General features: G+C 75.9%; 7 protein-coding genes. 1 reads left to right on the plus strand and 6 read right to left on the minus strand.

What is annotated here, in order from left to right; genetic code table 11:
* Positions 1-19 precede the first annotated feature (19 nt).
* Positions 20-808, plus strand: coding sequence for an alpha/beta fold hydrolase (locus ACH4ZA_RS19350; protein ID WP_398430553.1), 789 nt, complete (start codon positions 20-22; stop codon positions 806-808).
* A gap of 290 nt (positions 809-1098) precedes the next feature.
* Here the strand turns inward: ACH4ZA_RS19350 and ACH4ZA_RS19355 are convergent, their stop codons facing one another.
* The 6 genes from ACH4ZA_RS19355 to ACH4ZA_RS19380 all read right to left on the minus strand — a co-directional run bounded on the left by ACH4ZA_RS19355 (position 1099) and on the right by ACH4ZA_RS19380 (position 16454).
* Positions 1099-2136, minus strand: coding sequence for a class I SAM-dependent methyltransferase (locus ACH4ZA_RS19355; protein ID WP_398430825.1), 1038 nt, complete (start codon positions 2134-2136; stop codon positions 1099-1101).
* A gap of 89 nt (positions 2137-2225) precedes the next feature.
* Positions 2226-3446: a glycosyltransferase gene (locus tag ACH4ZA_RS19360; protein WP_398430554.1), complete on the minus strand. Its 1221-nt coding sequence runs from the start codon at positions 3444-3446 to the stop codon at positions 2226-2228.
* Entirely contained in the window at positions 3443-4258 is an 816-nt protein-coding gene (locus ACH4ZA_RS19365; RefSeq protein ID WP_398430555.1) for an alpha/beta fold hydrolase, read from the minus strand. Before ACH4ZA_RS19365 ends, ACH4ZA_RS19360 begins: the two co-directional genes overlap by 4 nt.
* A 3-nt stretch (positions 4259-4261) precedes the next feature.
* Positions 4262-4591 (minus strand): acyl carrier protein, encoded by a 330-nt coding sequence (locus tag ACH4ZA_RS19370; protein WP_398430556.1) that lies wholly within the window; start codon positions 4589-4591, stop codon positions 4262-4264.
* Positions 4588-9294, minus strand: a complete 4707-nt coding sequence (locus ACH4ZA_RS19375) for a beta-ketoacyl synthase N-terminal-like domain-containing protein (protein ID WP_398430826.1) — start codon at positions 9292-9294, stop codon at positions 4588-4590. The genes ACH4ZA_RS19370 and ACH4ZA_RS19375 overlap by 4 nt, the downstream gene beginning before the upstream one ends.
* An 89-nt stretch (positions 9295-9383) precedes the next feature.
* The gene (locus ACH4ZA_RS19380) at positions 9384-16454 is read right to left on the minus strand and encodes an SDR family oxidoreductase (protein ID WP_398430557.1); all 7071 of its coding nucleotides are present in this window, start codon (positions 16452-16454) and stop codon (positions 9384-9386) included.
* Between the last annotated feature and the right edge of the window lie 333 nt (positions 16455-16787).

Consider the following 16787-nt stretch of genomic DNA (forward strand, 5'->3'; position numbering starts at 1 on the left):
CAGGGGTCAGGCTCGGGGTATGGGCCAACGGTGGCAGATCCGCCGGGCGGGCGCGGCGAACGCCCCGCACCGGGTGCTGATGATTCCGGGCGGGCTGTGCACGACGGAGTTCTACGCGGACGTGATGGCCGAGCCCGCGGTGGCCGGGCTGGCGACGGTCGCGGTGACCCAGCCCGGGTTCGGCCCCACCGAACCGCCGTCGGACGTCTCCATGGAGCACTACGCCCGGCTGATGGCGGACTTCGCCGCCGAAGAGGGCTGCGGCACCGTCGTCGGCCACAGCCTGGGCGCGAACGTGGCGCTGGAGATGGCCGCGCTCGGCCTGTTCCACGGCCCGCTGGTCCTGCTGTCCCCGACCTTCTCGCGCGGCGACGAGGCCCGCTTCCTGACCGTCCTGAACGCCCTGGGCCGGGTGCCCGTGCTGGGCGGCGCGGCCTGGGCCGCCATGATCCGGCTGCTGCCCCGTGCGCTGAAACGCGAACTGCCGCCGCACCGCGCCGAGGCGCTGGCCGCGGCCATGGGGAGCAGCGACCCGGCGGCCTGCCGACGGATCGTTCGCGCCTACTACGCGTACCTCGACCGCTATCCGTCCCTGGTCCCGCGGCTGTGCGAGGCCGGGGTCCCCGCCTGGGTGGTGCGCGGCGACCGGGACGGGATCGGCCTGACGGACGGCGAACGGCGGGGCCTCGAGGCCTGCCCGCGGGTCCGTACGGTGGCGGTGGCGGACGCGGGACACCTCGCCCTCGTCGAACAGCCGGCCGCCGTCGCCGCCGTCGTCGCCGAGGCGGCCACGGCGACGGTGCGCTGAGCGGCGGCCCGGTGCGCTGAGCCGTGGGCAGGGGGCCGGCCCCGGGCCGGCCCAGGAGGCGCGCGTCCTCTCCGCGTGCCCGTCGTCGCCGTCGTGGCCGCGCACCCCTCGGCAACCTCGCGGTTCAGCCGTTCCTCCGACGCCCGGCACGTCGTGCTGCTCCACGAGCGCGCCGGCCCCCGCTCGACGGAAGGGGTGAAGCCGGCACGGTCCGGCCGTCGCGCACGGGCCTTCCTCGCGAACCGCCGTCATCCCGCCCGTACGCCCGCACGCCCGCCCGGTCCCGCCGGTCACTCCCGGCGGGCCACCAGCCGGTAGGCGTTGGACACGCCGAGCCGGTGCGACAGCGGCCGCACCGCGAACCGGTCCAGCAACGTGGCGACGACCAGGGCCGGGATCCCGGCGACCAGCAGGGTCCCGCGCAGCGCGCGGCGCAGCGCGCCGGGCGGTCGGGGCAGCCAGGGCGCGTCGTCGCGGGGCGCCGCGTGGTCCAGCGCGAGCCAGACGCCGGCCAGCAGGTCGACCGGGTCGTGCGGCTCCGCGTGCTGCTCCGCCACCACCGTGAAGCCGAGGCTCGTGAGCCGCTCCCGCAGATTGGCCACCGGTACGAGGTGCAGGTGCTGCGGCTGGAGCCAGGGCAGCCACCAGCGGCCCAGCAGCCGTGCGTAGCGGCTCTCGGGGTCCGGCACCTCGATCAGCAGGTGCCCGCCGGGCCGGACCGCCTCCCGGGCGGCGCGCAGCTCACGGTCGGGATCGGTGCTGTGCTCCAGGTAGTGGAACATGCTGACCACGTCGTAACGGGCGGCCAGTTCGGACGCCAGGTCCGGGAAGTCGCCCCGGTACCCGCGCTCCACCCGGCCCTCCCGTTCGGCGAGTTCGACGCCGTCGGTGAAGTCGAGCCCGTCGAACACCGTGCCGGGCAGCACCTCCCGGGCGGCGGCGCAGAAATGACCGTGCCCGGTGCCCACGTCCAGCCAGCTCTTCGGCGCGGGGTCGTGCGGCAGCATCGACTCGGCCCGCCCCCGGTACATCTTCGTCCGGCCGCCGAAGGTGTCGCCGAGCTTCTTCTCGCCCAGTCCGTCGTAGAAGTCCCGGTAGTAGAACTCCAGTCCCTGCGCGCTGAGCCGGGGGTTCTGGAAGGTGTGTCCGCAGCGCTCGCAGCGGTCCAGCACGAACCGGCCCGGCTTGTGCTGGAGCAGGTCGGTGGTGCGCAGGCGGGTGGTCAGCTCCCGCGCGCCGCACCAGGGGCAGTCGGTGCGGCGGGGCTCGAAGAAGCGCTCCAGCCCGGCGGCGAGGTCCGCCTGGTAGACGGGCCGCAGCCCGGCTATCCGCTCGGCAGGCTTGACGGACTCTGCGGACTCTGCGGACTCTGCGGGCCTGACGGGCTCGGCCGGATCGCCGGACGTGATCTGATCGGTCATCTGAACTCCCGTGCCAGTGCTTCGAGTCGGGCCGCCGCGGCGGTCGCGCCGCCCGCGGCGCGGAACGCGGTGCGGATGCGGACGGCCGCCGCGCGGGGGCCGGGGTCGTCCAGGACGAAGTCGAGCGCCGCGCCGAACCGCTGTGCGGTGACCCGGCCGAAGCGCACCCGCACCCCGGCACCCGCGTCCACGACCTGCCCGGCCACCACCGGCTGGTCGTCGCGGATGGGGGCCACGACGAGCGGGATCCCGTGCCACAGGGCCTCGCACACGGTGTTGTGACCCGCGTGGCAGACCACCGCGCCGACTCCCTTTTCCAGCAGGGCGAGTTGCGGCACGGACGGCACGATCAGCACGTCCTTGTCCGGCTCGCGCGCTCCCAGGGTGCCGCCGGGGTCGACGATCACCCCCTGCACCCGGTCGGCCCGCTCCCGCAGCGCGCTCCGGCACACGTCGAGGAAGCGGCCGCCGACGTCGGCGTTCGCGGTGCCGAGCGTGACCAGCACGGTGGCGCGTCCGGCGTCGAGCCACTCCCACGGGAAACCGGCGGCCGACGGCCGGGCCGACACCGACGGGCCGACCCAGCAGACGCTTCCGCCGCTCCCCTCGTCCCCGCTGCTCCCTGCGACCCCGCCGCTCCCGGCGGTCCCGGGCGATCCGCCCGCCAACTCCGGTGTGCTGAAGGCGAGAACGAGATGCGGGGAGAAACGGGGGTCGGCCGCGCCGGCGGGGTCGCCGACGGCGGCCCGCAGCGCGGTCAGCCGCTCGTCCAGCCACCGGCGGACCTTGGGCAGCCCGGCCAGCGGGTCGGTGAGCTCGGCGGACGTGGTCGCCGAGGTCGCCCACGGCAGGCCCAGCCGCTCGGCGACCAGCGCGCCGGCGAAGGCCTGCTGGTCGGCGACGACGACGTCGGGCCCGAACTCCTCGACCGCCGCCCGCACCCCCGGCGCCATCGCCTCGGCCAGCGGCAGCAGGTACCACTCCCACAGGAACTTCAGCGCCTCCGGCCCGCGCAGGTCCGCGGGCCGCTCACCCGCAGGAGCCCCGCCGCAGGCGTAGACCGGGCCCGCCGAGCGGCCCACCAGCCCGGCGACCAGCTCCGGATCGGGACAGACCCAGGCCACCGCGTGGCCGCGTGCGGCGAGCTCGGCGGCTACGCCGACCGTCGGGTTGACGTGTCCGACCAGCGGGGGCACGACGAACAGGAACCGGCTCATCCGGCGGCCTTCGCCGCGGTCCGTCCGGCCTCCTCGACGAGGGTCAGGATGTGCCCGCCGACGACGCCCGACGCCTCCACGAGCACCGAGTGCTCATGGCCCGGGATCACCACCGTCCGGCAGTCCGGCAGCACCGACTCCAGCCACGGCGCGAGTGCGGCGAGGTCGGAGTCGCCGCCGTACAGGGCGAGCACCGGGCAGCGCACCGCCGCGATCCGGTCCTCCGTCAGCACCCGGCTGGCCGGGATGTCCCGGCCGAGGGTGGTGTCGCGGGCGAGCTTGGCCGCGCCCTTGGCCAGGCGCGCGGTGTTGTGGCCGCGGTGGGCGCTGATCCAGGCGATCGCGTCGGGCTCGTTGTGGGCGAGCTGCGTCACGACCCGGTCCAGGATGCCGCCGAGCTTCACCGCCCAGGCGGCGGTGGCCGGTTCGGACTCGACGAGGGTCACGCTCGCCGCCCTCCCGGGGTGCCGGGCGGCGTATCCGAACGCGATCGTGCCGCCGTAGGAGTTGCCGACCAGGTGCACCGGACCGGTCACCCCCAGCCGGTCGAGCAGGTCCTCGAGGTCGTCCACGTTGTGGTCCAGCGTGTAGCCCTCGGCGGGGCGTGCGCTGCGGCCGTGGCCGCGCAGGTCGTACATGACGACGTCGAGGCCCGCCGCGGCGAACGCGGGCGCCACGGTGAAGTAGTAGCTGGCCAGGCTGTCGGTGAGCAGACCGTGCACCAGCACCACGGTGGCGGTGGCCGGCCGGCCCTCCCTCGGGCCGAGCCGCTGTACGTGCAACCGGACGGCGCCGGTGTCGACCATCGCCATGGCTCAGCCCGCCTCCGCCGAGGCCTTCAGGCTCGTCACGACGTACTCGACGAGCCGGCCCACGGTGAGCTCGATGATCTCGTCGAACTCCATGCCGGCCAGGAACTCGGCGAAGTTGACCCGGTCGCCGTACCGCTCCTGCAGCATTCCGGCGAGGGTGACCAGGTCGATGCTCTCCAGCTCCAGATCGCGGTTGAAGGTGGTGTGCATGCCGATCTCGACGTCGTCGAGGCCGTACTCGTCCTCCAGGAGCCGCGCGAGCATCCCGGTGAGGTCGGCGAGGACGGACTCCTCCTCGGCGGTGACGGGGGAGTGGGGGGTGGGGGATGTCATGGGGTGTCGTACTCCTTCGCGGTCGAGGGTCCCGTCGTCCACGCCACCGCGTACGCGCGTCGCGGCAGCCGGGGCGGGTTGGCGGCGGGTGCGCAGTGCACGGTGTAGGCGCGTTCCAGGCGGCCCGCCACGGTCAGCCGGTCGCCGGCCGCCGTCGCGTCGAGCACCCTGAAGTCCCGTGGTCTGCCGCCGAATCCGGTGCCCTCCGCCTTCGCGACGGCCTCCTTCGCCGCCCAGAAGCGGGTGAACCACAGGGCCTCGGAGTCGCCGCCGGCGGCGGACAGCGCGCCCAGCAGGCGCAGTTCGTCTCCGCCGAGGGCGGCGGCGAGGGTCTGCGGGGTGCGCTCGACGACCTCCTCGATGTCGATCCCCGGTCCGGGGCCGGGCCGGTGCGGGCGGACGATCGCCACGGCCGCCTCCGCGCAGTGCGCCAGTGAGACGTCCAGCGGCGGCAGGACGCGACCGTGCTCGCCGGTGACGTACGGGAGGCCCGCCGCGTCGTTGCGCACCCTCAGTTCCGCCGGGAACACCGGTCCCTCGCCGTGATCCCAGAGCCACCGCCGCACCGCATCCTTGGCCGCGATCCTGCCCAGCAGCCACTGCCGGCGTCCCCGCGGCGGGTGTTGCGCGTACTGGGCGCGTTCCGTGCCGCCCAGCGAGTTGCGCATGATCAGTTCACGGGAGGCCAGGTCGGGCCATCGCTCGTGCAGCAGCTGCCAGCCGCCCGGGCGGGTCTCTGACAGGGTGTTGCGCTCGGGGAACCGCTCGACGGGCCGGGTGGCGGGATCGTTGTCGAAGCGCCGGTCCTGCCAGCCGCGCAGCTCCGCCCAGACCGTGCCGTCCACCGTCAGCTGGACGTCGGCCTCGAGGAACGCGTCGGTCAGCGAGGTGATCCTCACCAAGCACCCGACCGGGGTCCCGGTCGCCGGATGCGGCCCGTAGAAGCGCATCTCCCGCATCCCGACCGGGAACACCACGGTCCGCTCGGTCCGGGTCGCCATGATCCAGTAGCCGAGGATCTGGCCCACGTTGTCCAGCAGCGCACCGGGCGCGGCCGGCGTGGTGATGACCCCGCGCACATGGCGGTCGCCGATCGCGGTGAGTTCGGTGACGCCGCGGAACGCCGGGCCGTGGAACATCCAGCGCTCGTCGTAGAGCTGGGCGGCGGTGTGGTCGGGGGTGCGTTCGGGTCCGGGCGGGGCGTCCCAGGGGGCGGGCGGCGGCGCGGGATGGGCCGCGGCGAGTTCCACGGTGGCCCGGGCCCGCGGGCCGAAGGAGACGGTGAGGCGGTCCGCGCCGGCGGGTGCCAGGGTGACCGGCACGTCGACGGCGGGGGCGGCGGTGAGCCACTCCTCGAAGCGCGCCCCGTGCACGGCGACCGGCACCGTCCGGCCGGCGTCCGCGGCCCGTGCGGCGTCCGCCGCCGCGTCCATGACGTGCTGCACGATCGTCGTGGCGGGAACGACCGGCCAGCGGTCGGCGAGGTCGGGCCAGCCGGGGCGTTGCGGGAAGAAGCAGTGGTCCAGGAGGTAGGGCATGGCGTCGGTGCAGACGCGGACCGTCGTGCGTCCGGGGGCGACCGGGCGGTTCGGCGCGGTCGCCGCGGCGTGCGAGGCCGCCGGAGCACGCAGGTCCGCCGCAGCACGCGCGGTCGCCGGAACGTGTGCGGTCATCAGGGCGGCCGCGGTGTCCGCCGTGTCGCGGAGCAGTGCGCTCAGCTCGGCGGCGATCGGGGAGCGTGCGACCAGGGCGTCCAGCGGCGACGGACCGCCGGGCCCGGGCGTGGGGGCCGCAGCGGCGGCGGGCTCCGTGCGGGCGGGGGGCGCGCCGGGCGGGGCGTGCGGCGCGGCCCGTAGTCCTTCCCGCCGTCCGCCTCCCGGTTCGTCGTGCAGTCCCTCCCGCAGTCCGTCCCGCAGTCCGTCGCGCAGTTCGGCGCGCAGTTCGGCGAGGCGCTGCGGGGCGAGCGAGACCAGGGCGCCGTCCAGGTCCAGCCGTGCCGGGGGGAGCCGGCGGGCGTCCCGCCCCCCGGACGCGAACGCGGACGAGGGCGCAGGCAGCAGGGGCGACACCGCGGCTCCCGCCGTCCACAGTGCGGTGGCGACCCGGCGCAGCTGGGCGAGGCCCGTGCGGTGGGGCGAGTTGGCGGCGATCACCAGGTGGTCGCGTCCGCCCAGGGTGTCGCCGACGAGGGAACCGAGCTGACCTGGCCCGACCTGGACGTACGCGGTGTGGCCGGCCGCGTGCAGGGCCTCGGCGAGCTGCCGGAAGCGCACGGGCTCCAGCAGATGCCGCACGAACAGGGACCGAACGCCGTCCTCGTCCGCGGGGAACGGCGCGGCCGTGGTCCCCGACCAGAGCGGGGTGTGCGGACGGTGCAGCCGGAACCGGGCGGCCGCCGCCTCGATCGGGCCGATGTGGGGCTTCAGCATCGGCGTGTGGAAGCCCGACCGGAACGGCAGCACCTGGCTGAGCACGCCCTGGGCGCGGAACGCCCGCACGAAGTCCTCGACCGCCGCCTGCGGCCCGCACACCATGGACTGGCCGGGCGCGTTGTCGTGGGACAGCACCAGACCCGCCCGTGCTCCGCCCTCGTCGTGCAGGGCGGTCCGCACCCGTTCCGCGGACGCGCCGATCGCGCCGAAGGCCAGCCCGGGGACCGCGACGGTGTCCGGGTCGAACTCCGCCATGAAGGCGTCGACCTCGTCCCCGGCGTAGAGTCCGGCCGCGGCCATCGCCGTCCACTCGCCGACGCTGTGCCCGGCGACCGCGTCCGGCACGATCCCGCTGCGGCGCAGCGCCGCGTCGAGGAGGCGGCCGACGGCGACGACGCCGAAGCCGTGCCGGCCCACGTCGCCGGGCCGGTCGCCGTCGACGGCCGGAGCGGGCAGGGCGAAGTGGGCGGCCACGTCCTCGACCTGCGGGGTGAAGTCGCCCTCCAGCCCGGGGAACAGGAACGCCAGCCGGCCCCGGCCGGCGCCCAGCAGCGGGCTCGGCCGGAACCAGACGTCGCTGCGGCCGTGCCAGGCACGCTCCTTGGCGACGGCGCGGCGGGCCAGCGCGAGGCGTTTGGCGGTCGGCTCGACGATGCCGAGCCGGCTCCCCCCGGCGTCCGGGTGCGGACGGGAGGGGTCGAGACCGGCGGCCCGTACGGCGTCGTCGGTCACGTCCAGGAGGGCGGCGAGCCGGGCGGGGGAGTCGGCGGCGAGCAGCAGGACGCGTTCGGGCTCGGCCACGTCCAGGACCGCGCGGGGCGCCGCGGCGCGCGGCCCGCGGGCGGCGGGCGCCTCCTCCAGCACCACGTGGGCGTTGATCCCGCCGAACCCGAAGGCGTTGACGGCCGCACGACGCACGGGCTGCCCGGCCGTGGTCTCCCAGTCGGCGGCCTTGTCCAGGGTGCGGAACCGGGTGCGGGCCAGCGCCGGGTGGGGGTCGTCGCAGTGCAGCGTCGGCAGCAGTGTGCGGTGGTGCACGGCGAGGGCGGCCTTGACCAGTCCGGCCACCCCGGCGGCGGGCATGGTGTGCCCGATCATCGACTTGACCGATCCGAGGACCGCCTCGCCGTCCCCGGGGCCGAACACCTCGGCCAGCGTTTCGAGTTCGGCGCCGTCCCCGGCCGGGGTCGCGGTGCCGTGCGCCTCCAGCAGACCCACCGAGCCGGGCGCGGCGGGATCGAGCCCGGCGGCCCGCCACGCCTGCCGCACGGCCAGCGCCTGACCACCCGGATCGGGGTTGACCAGCCCGGCCGCCCGGCCGTCGCTGGCCACCCCGGTGCCCCGGATGACGGCGTAGACCCGGTCGCCGTCGCGCTCGGCGTCGGACAGCCGCTTGAGGACGACGACGCCCGTGCCCTCGCCGATGAGGATGCCGTCCGCCTCCCGGTGGAAGGGGCGGATGCGCTGGCTGGGGGAGAGGGCGCGCAGCTGGGAGAAGACGCTCCAGAGCGTGATGTCGTGGCAGTGGTGCACTCCGCCGGCGAGCATCACGTCGCACCGGCCGGAGACGAGTTCGCCCACCGCCTGGTCCACGGCGACCAGCGACGAGGCGCAGGCCGCGTCCACGGTGTACGCCGGTCCGCGCAGGTCGAGCCGGTTGGCGACCCGGGAGGCGGCCAGATTGGGCACCAGGCCGATCGCGGACTCGGGACTGTCCGGACCGAGTCGCTCGGTGAACGCGTCCCGCACCCGCTCGAGTTGCCGGTCCGTCAGGTCGGGCAGCAGCTCGCCGAGGGTGCGCACGAGCTGGCCGGCGGTGCGCACCCGCTGGTCGAGCCGAACCAGCCCGGGCGTGAGGTAGCCGCCCCGGCCGAGGACGACGCCGACGCGCTCCCGCTCGGGCAGACGGTCCGCGCCGCCCGCGTCATCGAGCGCGGCCGAGGCCACGTGCAGGGCGATGAGCTGGTCGGGCTCGGTCCCGGCCACCGAGTTCGGCATGATCCCGAACCGGGTGACCTCGACTTCCGCGAGCCCGTCCACGAACCCGCCGCGCCGGGTGTAGACCCGGTCCGCGACGGCCGGGTCGGCGGCCGTGCCGGGCCGGTAGAACGCGGCGTCCCAGCGTCCGTCCGGCGCCTCGCCGATCGCGTCGACCCCGTCGCGCAGGTTGCGCCAGTACGCGTCGAGACCGGCGGCGCCCGGCAGCAGCACCGACATCCCGACGATGGCGACCGGCGTCTGACGCCCGGACGCCCGCCGCTCCGACGACATGCCCCCGAACAGCCGTGGTTCCAGTTCCTGACGTTCCGTCATCGATCTCGGTCCCGCGTCGACCGTTGCGGACGACGTCACCGCGGCGGTCACCAGCCCGAGGCGGTGTAGACGACGGCGGTGGCCGACTCCTCGCCCCAGGCCAGCTCCCGCAGCAGCGCCGCGGTTCCCTCCTCGGGATCGATCAGCCGGATGCCGCGCCGGGCGTACTCGCGGGCCAACTCGGCCCCGACCATGCCGGCGTGCCCGGCGGCGGGCGCCCACGGACCCCAGTGCACGGTCACGGCGCGGCGGCCGGTGCGGGCCGCGAAGGCCGCCCCGAGCGTCTCCAGCGCGTCGTTGGCGGCCGCGTAGTCCACCTGGCCCCGGTTGCCGAGAACGGCCGATATCGAGCCGAACAGCACGGTGAACGCGGGCGTCGAGGGCAGCTCCTCCACTGCGGTGAGCAGGGCGTGCGCGCCGGTCGCCTTCGTGCCGTACACGCGTTGGAACGACTCGGCGCTCTTCTCTCCGATCAGCCGGTCCTCGATGACGCCGGCCGCGTGGACGACGCCGTCGAGCCTGCCGTGCTCGGCGTGGATCTCCTTCACCGCCTGGCGCACGGCGTCCGGCTCCCGGAAGTCGACGGTGCGGTAGCGGGCCCGACTGCCGAGCGCGTCGAGCTCGGCCAGCGTGGCCGCGATCTCCCTCTGGGCGAGGAGGAGTTCGGCCGCGCGGTTGATCTCGGCCGGCTTCAGGCCGCCGCGTGCGGCGAGCGCGGCGCGCAAGGCGGCCGGGGTGCGCGCGGCCGCGGTGTCCGCGTCCTCGGGACCGTCCGGAGCGGGGGTGCGGCCGAGCAGCTCCAGCCGGCAGCGGGCGGCCCCGGCGAGCGCGGCGGCGAACTGCGCGGTGATGCCCCGCGCGCCGCCCGCCAGCAGCACCACCGAGTCCCGGTCCAGGCCGAGCGCGGCCGCCTCCGCGACGCCGTCCCCGGCCGGTCCGGCGCCCGTGCTGCCGAGCGCGCCCAGCGGCGCCTCCGCCAGCTCGAAGCCGTGCCGTCCGGCCGCCGTCCGCAGCACGACCGGCGTGCGGTCGGCGGCGACGGCCTCCTCGACCACCGCGTCCGCGACCGCGGCCGCCGACACGTCGGTGAGGTCGACGATCCGTGCGAGCGTGTCCGGGCACTCCCGCGCCAGGGTCCGGAACAGGCCGCGCAGGCCCGCCGTCCTGGCGTCGGGCGTGTCGACGTCGCCCTGCCGGACGGCCAGCAGCCACCGCGGGCCGCCCGCGAGGGCCGCCTTCAGCACGGGGAAGGCGTCCGGCAGCACCGGCGCGCCGTCGTCGGCGCCGGTGAGGGCCCCGAGGTACAGCACCCCGTCCACCGCCCCGTCGTCCCGCGACAGGACGTGGTCCCGGCCGCGGACGGTGACGTGGGCGCCGTGCGAGACCAGCCGGGCGGCGACCTCCGGGGCGTCCCCGAGGACGGTCCAGCGGGTGCCGGAGAGCACCGCGGACGGGTCGGCGGGGGTCCGGTCCGCGGAGTCGAGGAGCACCGGCCGCAGCACGTGCCGCCGGGGAGGCTCGGCGCGCACCTCGTCGGCCTCCGGGGCCCCGGGCGCGGGGGGCGCGATGGGTGCGGTGGGCCCTGCGGGGGCGGGGGCGGGTGCGGTCCCGGTCGCCGCGGCTTCGTCCAGCCGGGCCGTGAGCCAGTCGGTCACCGCGGCGGCGGTGCGCGCCCTGGCCAGCTCCTCCAGCTCGGCGTCGTCCATCGCGGTCAGGTCCGCGCCCGCGCCGCCCAGCCGCCGGGCCAGCTCACCGGCGATCTCCGCCCGTTTGATGGAGTCGATGCTGAGGTCCGCCTCCAGATCGAGGTCGGGCTCGATCATGTCGACCGGGTAGCCGGTGCGCTCGCTGATGATCTCCAGGACGACCTGCCGGACGTCCGGCGGTCCGCCGGCCGGGGCCACCGCCTCGGCCGCGGACGCGGTGTCCGCCGTGTCCCTCGCGGCCGTGCCCGTCTGCGCCGCCGGCGTCTGCGGCGCCGACTGCGGTCGGGGCGCCGCGAGTTCGGCCGGCGTCTGCGCCGCCGGCAGTTGCCCGACGGCCAGGGGTGCGGCGATCGCGGCCCCCGGCGTGGCGCCGAAGTAGGTGAGCAGCACGTCCCGTTGGGCGGCGATCATCTCGCGGCTGGTGCGCAGGAACTCGGAGATGAGAGCGTCCCGGTCGGACGGGACGCCGGGCGGGGGGTTCGTCGGCACAGTCGTCTCCTGGGTCTCCGCGACTCGTCGGGCCGGCGCGAGCGCACCGGGAAGGAGCGCACCGGCGGCGGTGCGGACCAGCTGTCCGTCGACCGTCCAGCCGGGCGGCTTCGGCACGGGGGTCCGTACCGCGTCCACCGCGTCCCGGCCGCGCAGCAGCCACCCCGCGCGCACCGGCAGGCCCGCGACGGCGAGCGCGGCCAGGGCGTCGAGCCAGCCGCCGAGCCCGCTGCCCGGCCGGGGCTCGCAGGCCACCGTGCGATGCGGGCGGTCGCCGAGGATCTGACCGACCAGCCGGGTGAGCACCGTCCCGGGCCCGGCCTCGACGAAGACGCGCGCCCCGGCCGCGTACATCGCCTCGATCTGCTCGGCGAAGGCGACCGGCGCGCCGATCTGTGCGGCGAGCCCGGCCCGGACGGCGTCCGCGTCGGCGGGGTAGGGGGCGGCCGTGCGGTTGGACCACACGGGGAACTCGGGGGCGTGCACAGGGCGGCCTGCGAGCGCCCCGGCGAACCGGTCGGCGGCGCCTGCCACCAGCGGACTGTGGAAGGCGCAGGCCACGGGGATGCGCTGGGCCCCGAGTCCGGCCTCGCGCAGCAGCCGGACGGCCTCGGCGACGGCCTCCGTCGGTCCCGAGATCACCGTCTGCCCGGGCGAGTTGCGGTTGGCGACGACGACGGAGTCCGGTGCGGATCCCGCCTTCAGCGCCTCGGTCACCGCGTCGGCGCCGGCCGTGACGGCGGCCATGGTCCCGGGGTCGCCGCCGTTCCCGCCGGCCTGGCCGCCCTCTCCGTCGGCGTGTCCGGCGGCCTCCAGGATCGCCGCGGCCCGTTCGGCGCTCAGTTCCAGCAGCGTCCCGGGGGTCAGTGCGCCGGCCGCGCAGAGGGCGACCAGCTCGCCGTAGCTGTGTCCGGCGGCCATGTCGGGACGCACCCCGGCCGCGGTGAGCACGGCGTGCGCGGCGAGGCCGGCGAGGCCGAGCGCCGGCTGGGCCGCCCGGGTGTCGGTCAGCGCGGCCTGCTGCCGGGCGCGGCCGGCGTCGTCGAAGGCGGCCGGCGGGTACAGCGCGTCGGCGTGGGCGCGCCCGAGCTCCAGGTACGGGCGCAGCTCGGGGAAGGCCACGAACAGGTCGGCGAGCATGCCGGTGCGCTGGCTGCCCTGGCCCGGGAAGAGGAAGGCGACCTTGCCCTCCCCGGCGTCGTCCCGGCCGGGGCCGGGGCCGGGGCCGGGGCCGGTGCCGGAGTCGGGGGCGGCGCTGGTGCGCTCGTCGGGCTCTTCGGGTCGGACGGCCCGGTGGACGCCGCGCATCGGCCCGGTCCCGGCGGGTTCGGCCGTCAGTCGCCGCAGTTTCTCCACCAGGTCGTCGAGGTCCGTGGCCACGACCGCGAACCACGTCGGATCCGCGCTCGCGTCGGCCCGCCGCGCCGCGCTCAGCGCCAGGTCGCGCAGCCGCCAGGGCCGTCCCTCGGTCTGTGCGACCTCGAGGAGTTCGGTCACGGCGCGGCGGGCCGCCGCCTCGTCCCTTCCCCGGAAGACGAACAGCTCGGCGGGCCAGGCGTCCAGTCCGCGCACCGGGGGCACGCCCTCGGCGTGGGCGGCCAGCACGACATGGAAGTTGGTCCCGCCGAACCCGAACGCGCTGACGCCGGCGACGCGTTCGCGGGCCGGGGCCGCCCACGGACGGGCTTCGGCGTGGAAGGCGAAGGGACTGGCGGCCGCGTCCCAGGCCGGGTTGGGGGCCTCGACGTGCAGCGTGGGCGGTCTGACGCCCGTGTGCAGCGACAGCAGCGTCTTGATCAGGCCGGCGAGTCCCGCGGCGCACTTGGTGTGCCCGATCTGCGACTTCACCGAACCGAGCACACAGCCGCCCGGCTTCGCCCCCGCCTCGTCGAACACCTCGGTGAGGATGCGCAGTTCGGTGCGGTCGCCGACCACCGTGCCGGTGCCGTGCGCCTCGACGAGCCCGACGTCGGCCGGGGAGACGCCCGCGTTGCGGTAGGCGCGCTCCAGGGCCGAACGCTGCCCTTCGGGCCGCGGCGCGGTCAGCCCGAGCGAACGTCCGTCGCTGGAGGAGCCGAGCCCCTTGATGACGCCGTAGATCCGGTCGCCGTCGCGTTCGGCGTCCGCGAGACGCTTGAGGACCACGCAGGCCACGCCCTCGCCGAGCGCGATGCCGTCCGCGGAGCCGTCGAAGGCGCGGGAGCGGCCGGTCGGGGACAGGGCGTGCACGGAGGAGAAGAGGACGTAGTCGTTGATGCCGTTGTGCAGGTCGGCGCCGCCGCACAGCACCACGTCGGACGTGCCGCCGACCAGTTCCTTGCAGGCGACGTCGACGGCGGCCAGCGAGGAGGCGCAGGCCGCGTCGACGGTGTAGTTGGCGCCGCCGAGGTCCAGCCGGTTGGCGATCCGCCCGGAGATGACGTTGGCGAGCATGCCGGGGAAGGAGTCCTCGGTGAGCTGCGGCAGCTGGCCGTCGAGGCCGGCCGGGACCTCGCCGTAGTAGGAGGGCAGGACCGCCCGCAGGGTGGCCGCGTTCGACAGGTCGCTGCCCGCCTCCGCGCCGAACACCACGGAGGTGCGGGAGCGGTCGAACCGCCGCCCCCCGTCGCCGTATCCGGCGTCCTCCAGGGCACGCCGGGCGGCTTCCAGGGACAGCAGCTGCACCGGCTCGACGCTGCCGAGGGAGGCCGGCGGAATGCCGTAGCGCAGCGGGTCGAAGGGGATGCGGGGCAGGAAGCCGCCCCATTTGGAGGGGGTGGACGTGCCGTGGTGGACGGCCGGGTCCCAGCGGTCCGCCGGAACCTCGCCCACCGCGTCCACGCCCGCCACGACGTTCGCCCAGAAGGCGGCCAGGTCGGGCGCCCCGGGGAACATGCAGGCCATGCCGACGACGGCGACGTCGAGCGGGGCGGGAGCCTCCGCCTCGGCGGATTCGTCCGGCAGACCGAACTCGGCCGCCCGCCGGGCGAGATGATCCAGCGCTCCCGCCGTCACCGACGTGTGCAGCGCGGCGAGGGTGGTCGGGGCCGAGCGCAGCACCGCCACCTCGCCGGCCATGAACATCCCTTCGGCGAGCTGGCGTTCCTCGTCGACGGGAGTGAGCAGACCGTCGGAGTCCCGGGTCACGCCCTTGCTGGCGACGCGCAGCCGGCCGACGTTGAGCCGTTCCAGCTCCTCCCAGATCCGCCGCTCCGGCACGCCCTCGGCGCGCAGCCGGGCCGCCCGGTCCCGGTAGCCGGCCGCGAACGGGCTCGGCACGCACCGTGTGGCGTGACCCGGCGCCGACTCCAGGAGCGCGGTGCTCCCGGCCGCCATGACCTGCCGCTGGAACAGCGGCCGGATCGCGCCGAGCGCCACCGCCTCCTCGGTGAACAGGTAGGCGGTGCCCATCAGCACGCCGACGGCCGCTCCGCGCGCGGTCAGCGGGGCGGCGAGCGCGGCGACCATCGCCGCCGACCGCTCGTCGTGCACCCCGCCGGCGAAGAACACCTCGACGTCGGCGGCCTCACTGTCCGTCAAGAAATTTTCCAGCACGGCTAGTTGTGCCTCCCAGAGCGGGAAGCTGGCGCGCGGTCCGACGTGCCCGCCGCATTCCGCGCCCTCGAAGACGAACCGGCGCGCGCCCGCCTCCAGGAACTGCCGCAGCAGTCCCGGGGACGGCACGTGCAGGAAGGTGCGCACACCGTCGCGCTCCAGCGCCTGCGCCTGGGAGGGCCGTCCGCCCGCGATGATCGCGTGGGTCGGCCGCAGCTGCCGTACGGCCTCCAGCTGGGCGGCGCGCACCTCCTCCGGCGCGAAACCGAGGACGCCCACGCCCCAGGGCCGGCCGGCCGCCGCCTCCCGTGTCTCGGCGAGCATCGCCCGGGTCCGCTCGCCGTCCGCAAGCGCCAGCGCGAGGAACGGCAGGGCCCCGTCCGCGGCCACCGCCGCGGCGAACCCCGCTCCGTCGCTCACCCGGGTCATGGGACCCTGCGCGACCGGCAGCCGGGTGCCGAGCGCCCGGGCCATCGGCGACCCGTCCCGCAGCGCCCGCCCGGCGGTGTCGTCGCGCAGGGCGTCCAGCACGGCTTCCCTGAGCGCGCGGACCGTGCGCCGCACATCGGTCCAGCGCTCGGCGAACCGGGCGGCGAGGAAGCCGTCCTGGCCCACCGGGAGCAGCTGGGTGCGCGGGTCCTGCGCGCCCAGCATCGAGGCCACCGTCTCGGCGGTGGCGTCCGGCGCGAGCCGTGGTGCGTCCGGGCCGCGCCGCAGCAGGACGCGGTGACCGGCCAGGACGACGGTCTCCGAACCGTCCAGGGTGCGCAGCACGGCCGCGGCCGGCTCGGGCAGGGCCGACTCGGCGAGCAGCGCCAGCTGACTGTCCAGGACCACGCCGGCCGCCCCGCCCGCCACCGCGGCGGCCGCGGTGCGCGGACCGATGCCGCCGCACGCCCACACCGGCACGCTCACCTCGGGCGCGGCGAGGAGCTGCTGGAGCAGGACGTAGGTGCTCAGTTCGCCGATCCGGCCACCGCACTCGGTTCCGCGCGCGATCAGGCCGTGGGCGCCGGCGCGCAGCGCTTCCCGCGCGTCCGCCAGGTCGGCGACCTCCACCAGGATGCGATGACGATCCGTCAAAGTGCTGATGTGCCAAGGACTTTGTGCGTCGCGGGCCGCTTGGGCGGTGAGTACCACGGTGTGCGGGCCGTCAGGGGTCAGATCGGCGGGGCCGAGTGCGCAGTGGGCGTCGACCCGGACGCCGAACGCGCCGGGGGAGTCCCTGCGCAGGCGGTCGAGGGCCTCCCGGGATCTTCGGTCCCCCCGTCCCAGATCGAGCACGCCCAGGCCGCCGGCGCGGCCCGTCGCCAGGGCGAGCCCCGCGTCGGGCTCCCCGAACGGAGTGATGCCGATGATCATGTCCTCGGAGCGCACAGCGGACGTCATGATTCTCCGAATCAAGGTGAGACTGCACGGTGGGGGGGTCGGGACAGCAAAGGCGGCTCACCGGATTCCAGCGGGCAGAGGTTCACCGCGGAACGCCGTTCTACAGCGCGTGCTCGAGACGCGTTGAAAGGTAGTGCTCTTATTACTCACTGGTCAACGTTCGAACGATCGGCCGGTATTCAGCCGCAACGATTCGGTCAGTCGCACGCCGGGGGCAGGGTGCAGGAATGCGGATGAACTCCTTCTGCCGGCCGCGGCGACCGTCGGCCGGAGGTGTTGTCGAAGCGTCAACGACTCCTGGAAATAGGCCCCTTGGGGCCGCAAGTCCGACAT

It is taken from the genome of Streptomyces sp. NPDC020597, assembly GCF_044335095.1.
In the GTDB taxonomy this organism is placed as follows: Bacteria; Actinomycetota; Actinomycetes; order Streptomycetales; family Streptomycetaceae; genus Streptomyces.

Excerpts from the sequence above, each read along its gene's own strand:
- ACH4ZA_RS19365 (WP_398430555.1), bottom strand. The coding sequence starts at position 4,258 with ATGGCGATGGTCGACACCGGCGCCGTCCGGTTGCACGTACAGCGGCTC.
- ACH4ZA_RS19380 (WP_398430557.1), bottom strand. The coding sequence starts at position 16,454 with ATGACGTCCGCTGTGCGCTCCGAGGACATGATCATCGGCATCACTCCG.
- ACH4ZA_RS19360 (WP_398430554.1), bottom strand. The coding sequence starts at position 3,446 with ATGAGCCGGTTCCTGTTCGTCGTGCCCCCGCTGGTCGGACACGTCAAC.
- ACH4ZA_RS19370 (WP_398430556.1), bottom strand. The coding sequence starts at position 4,591 with ATGACATCCCCCACCCCCCACTCCCCCGTCACCGCCGAGGAGGAGTCC.
- ACH4ZA_RS19350 (WP_398430553.1), top strand. The coding sequence starts at position 20 with ATGGGCCAACGGTGGCAGATCCGCCGGGCGGGCGCGGCGAACGCCCCG.
- ACH4ZA_RS19375 (WP_398430826.1), bottom strand. The coding sequence starts at position 9,294 with ATGTCGTCGGAGCGGCGGGCGTCCGGGCGTCAGACGCCGGTCGCCATC.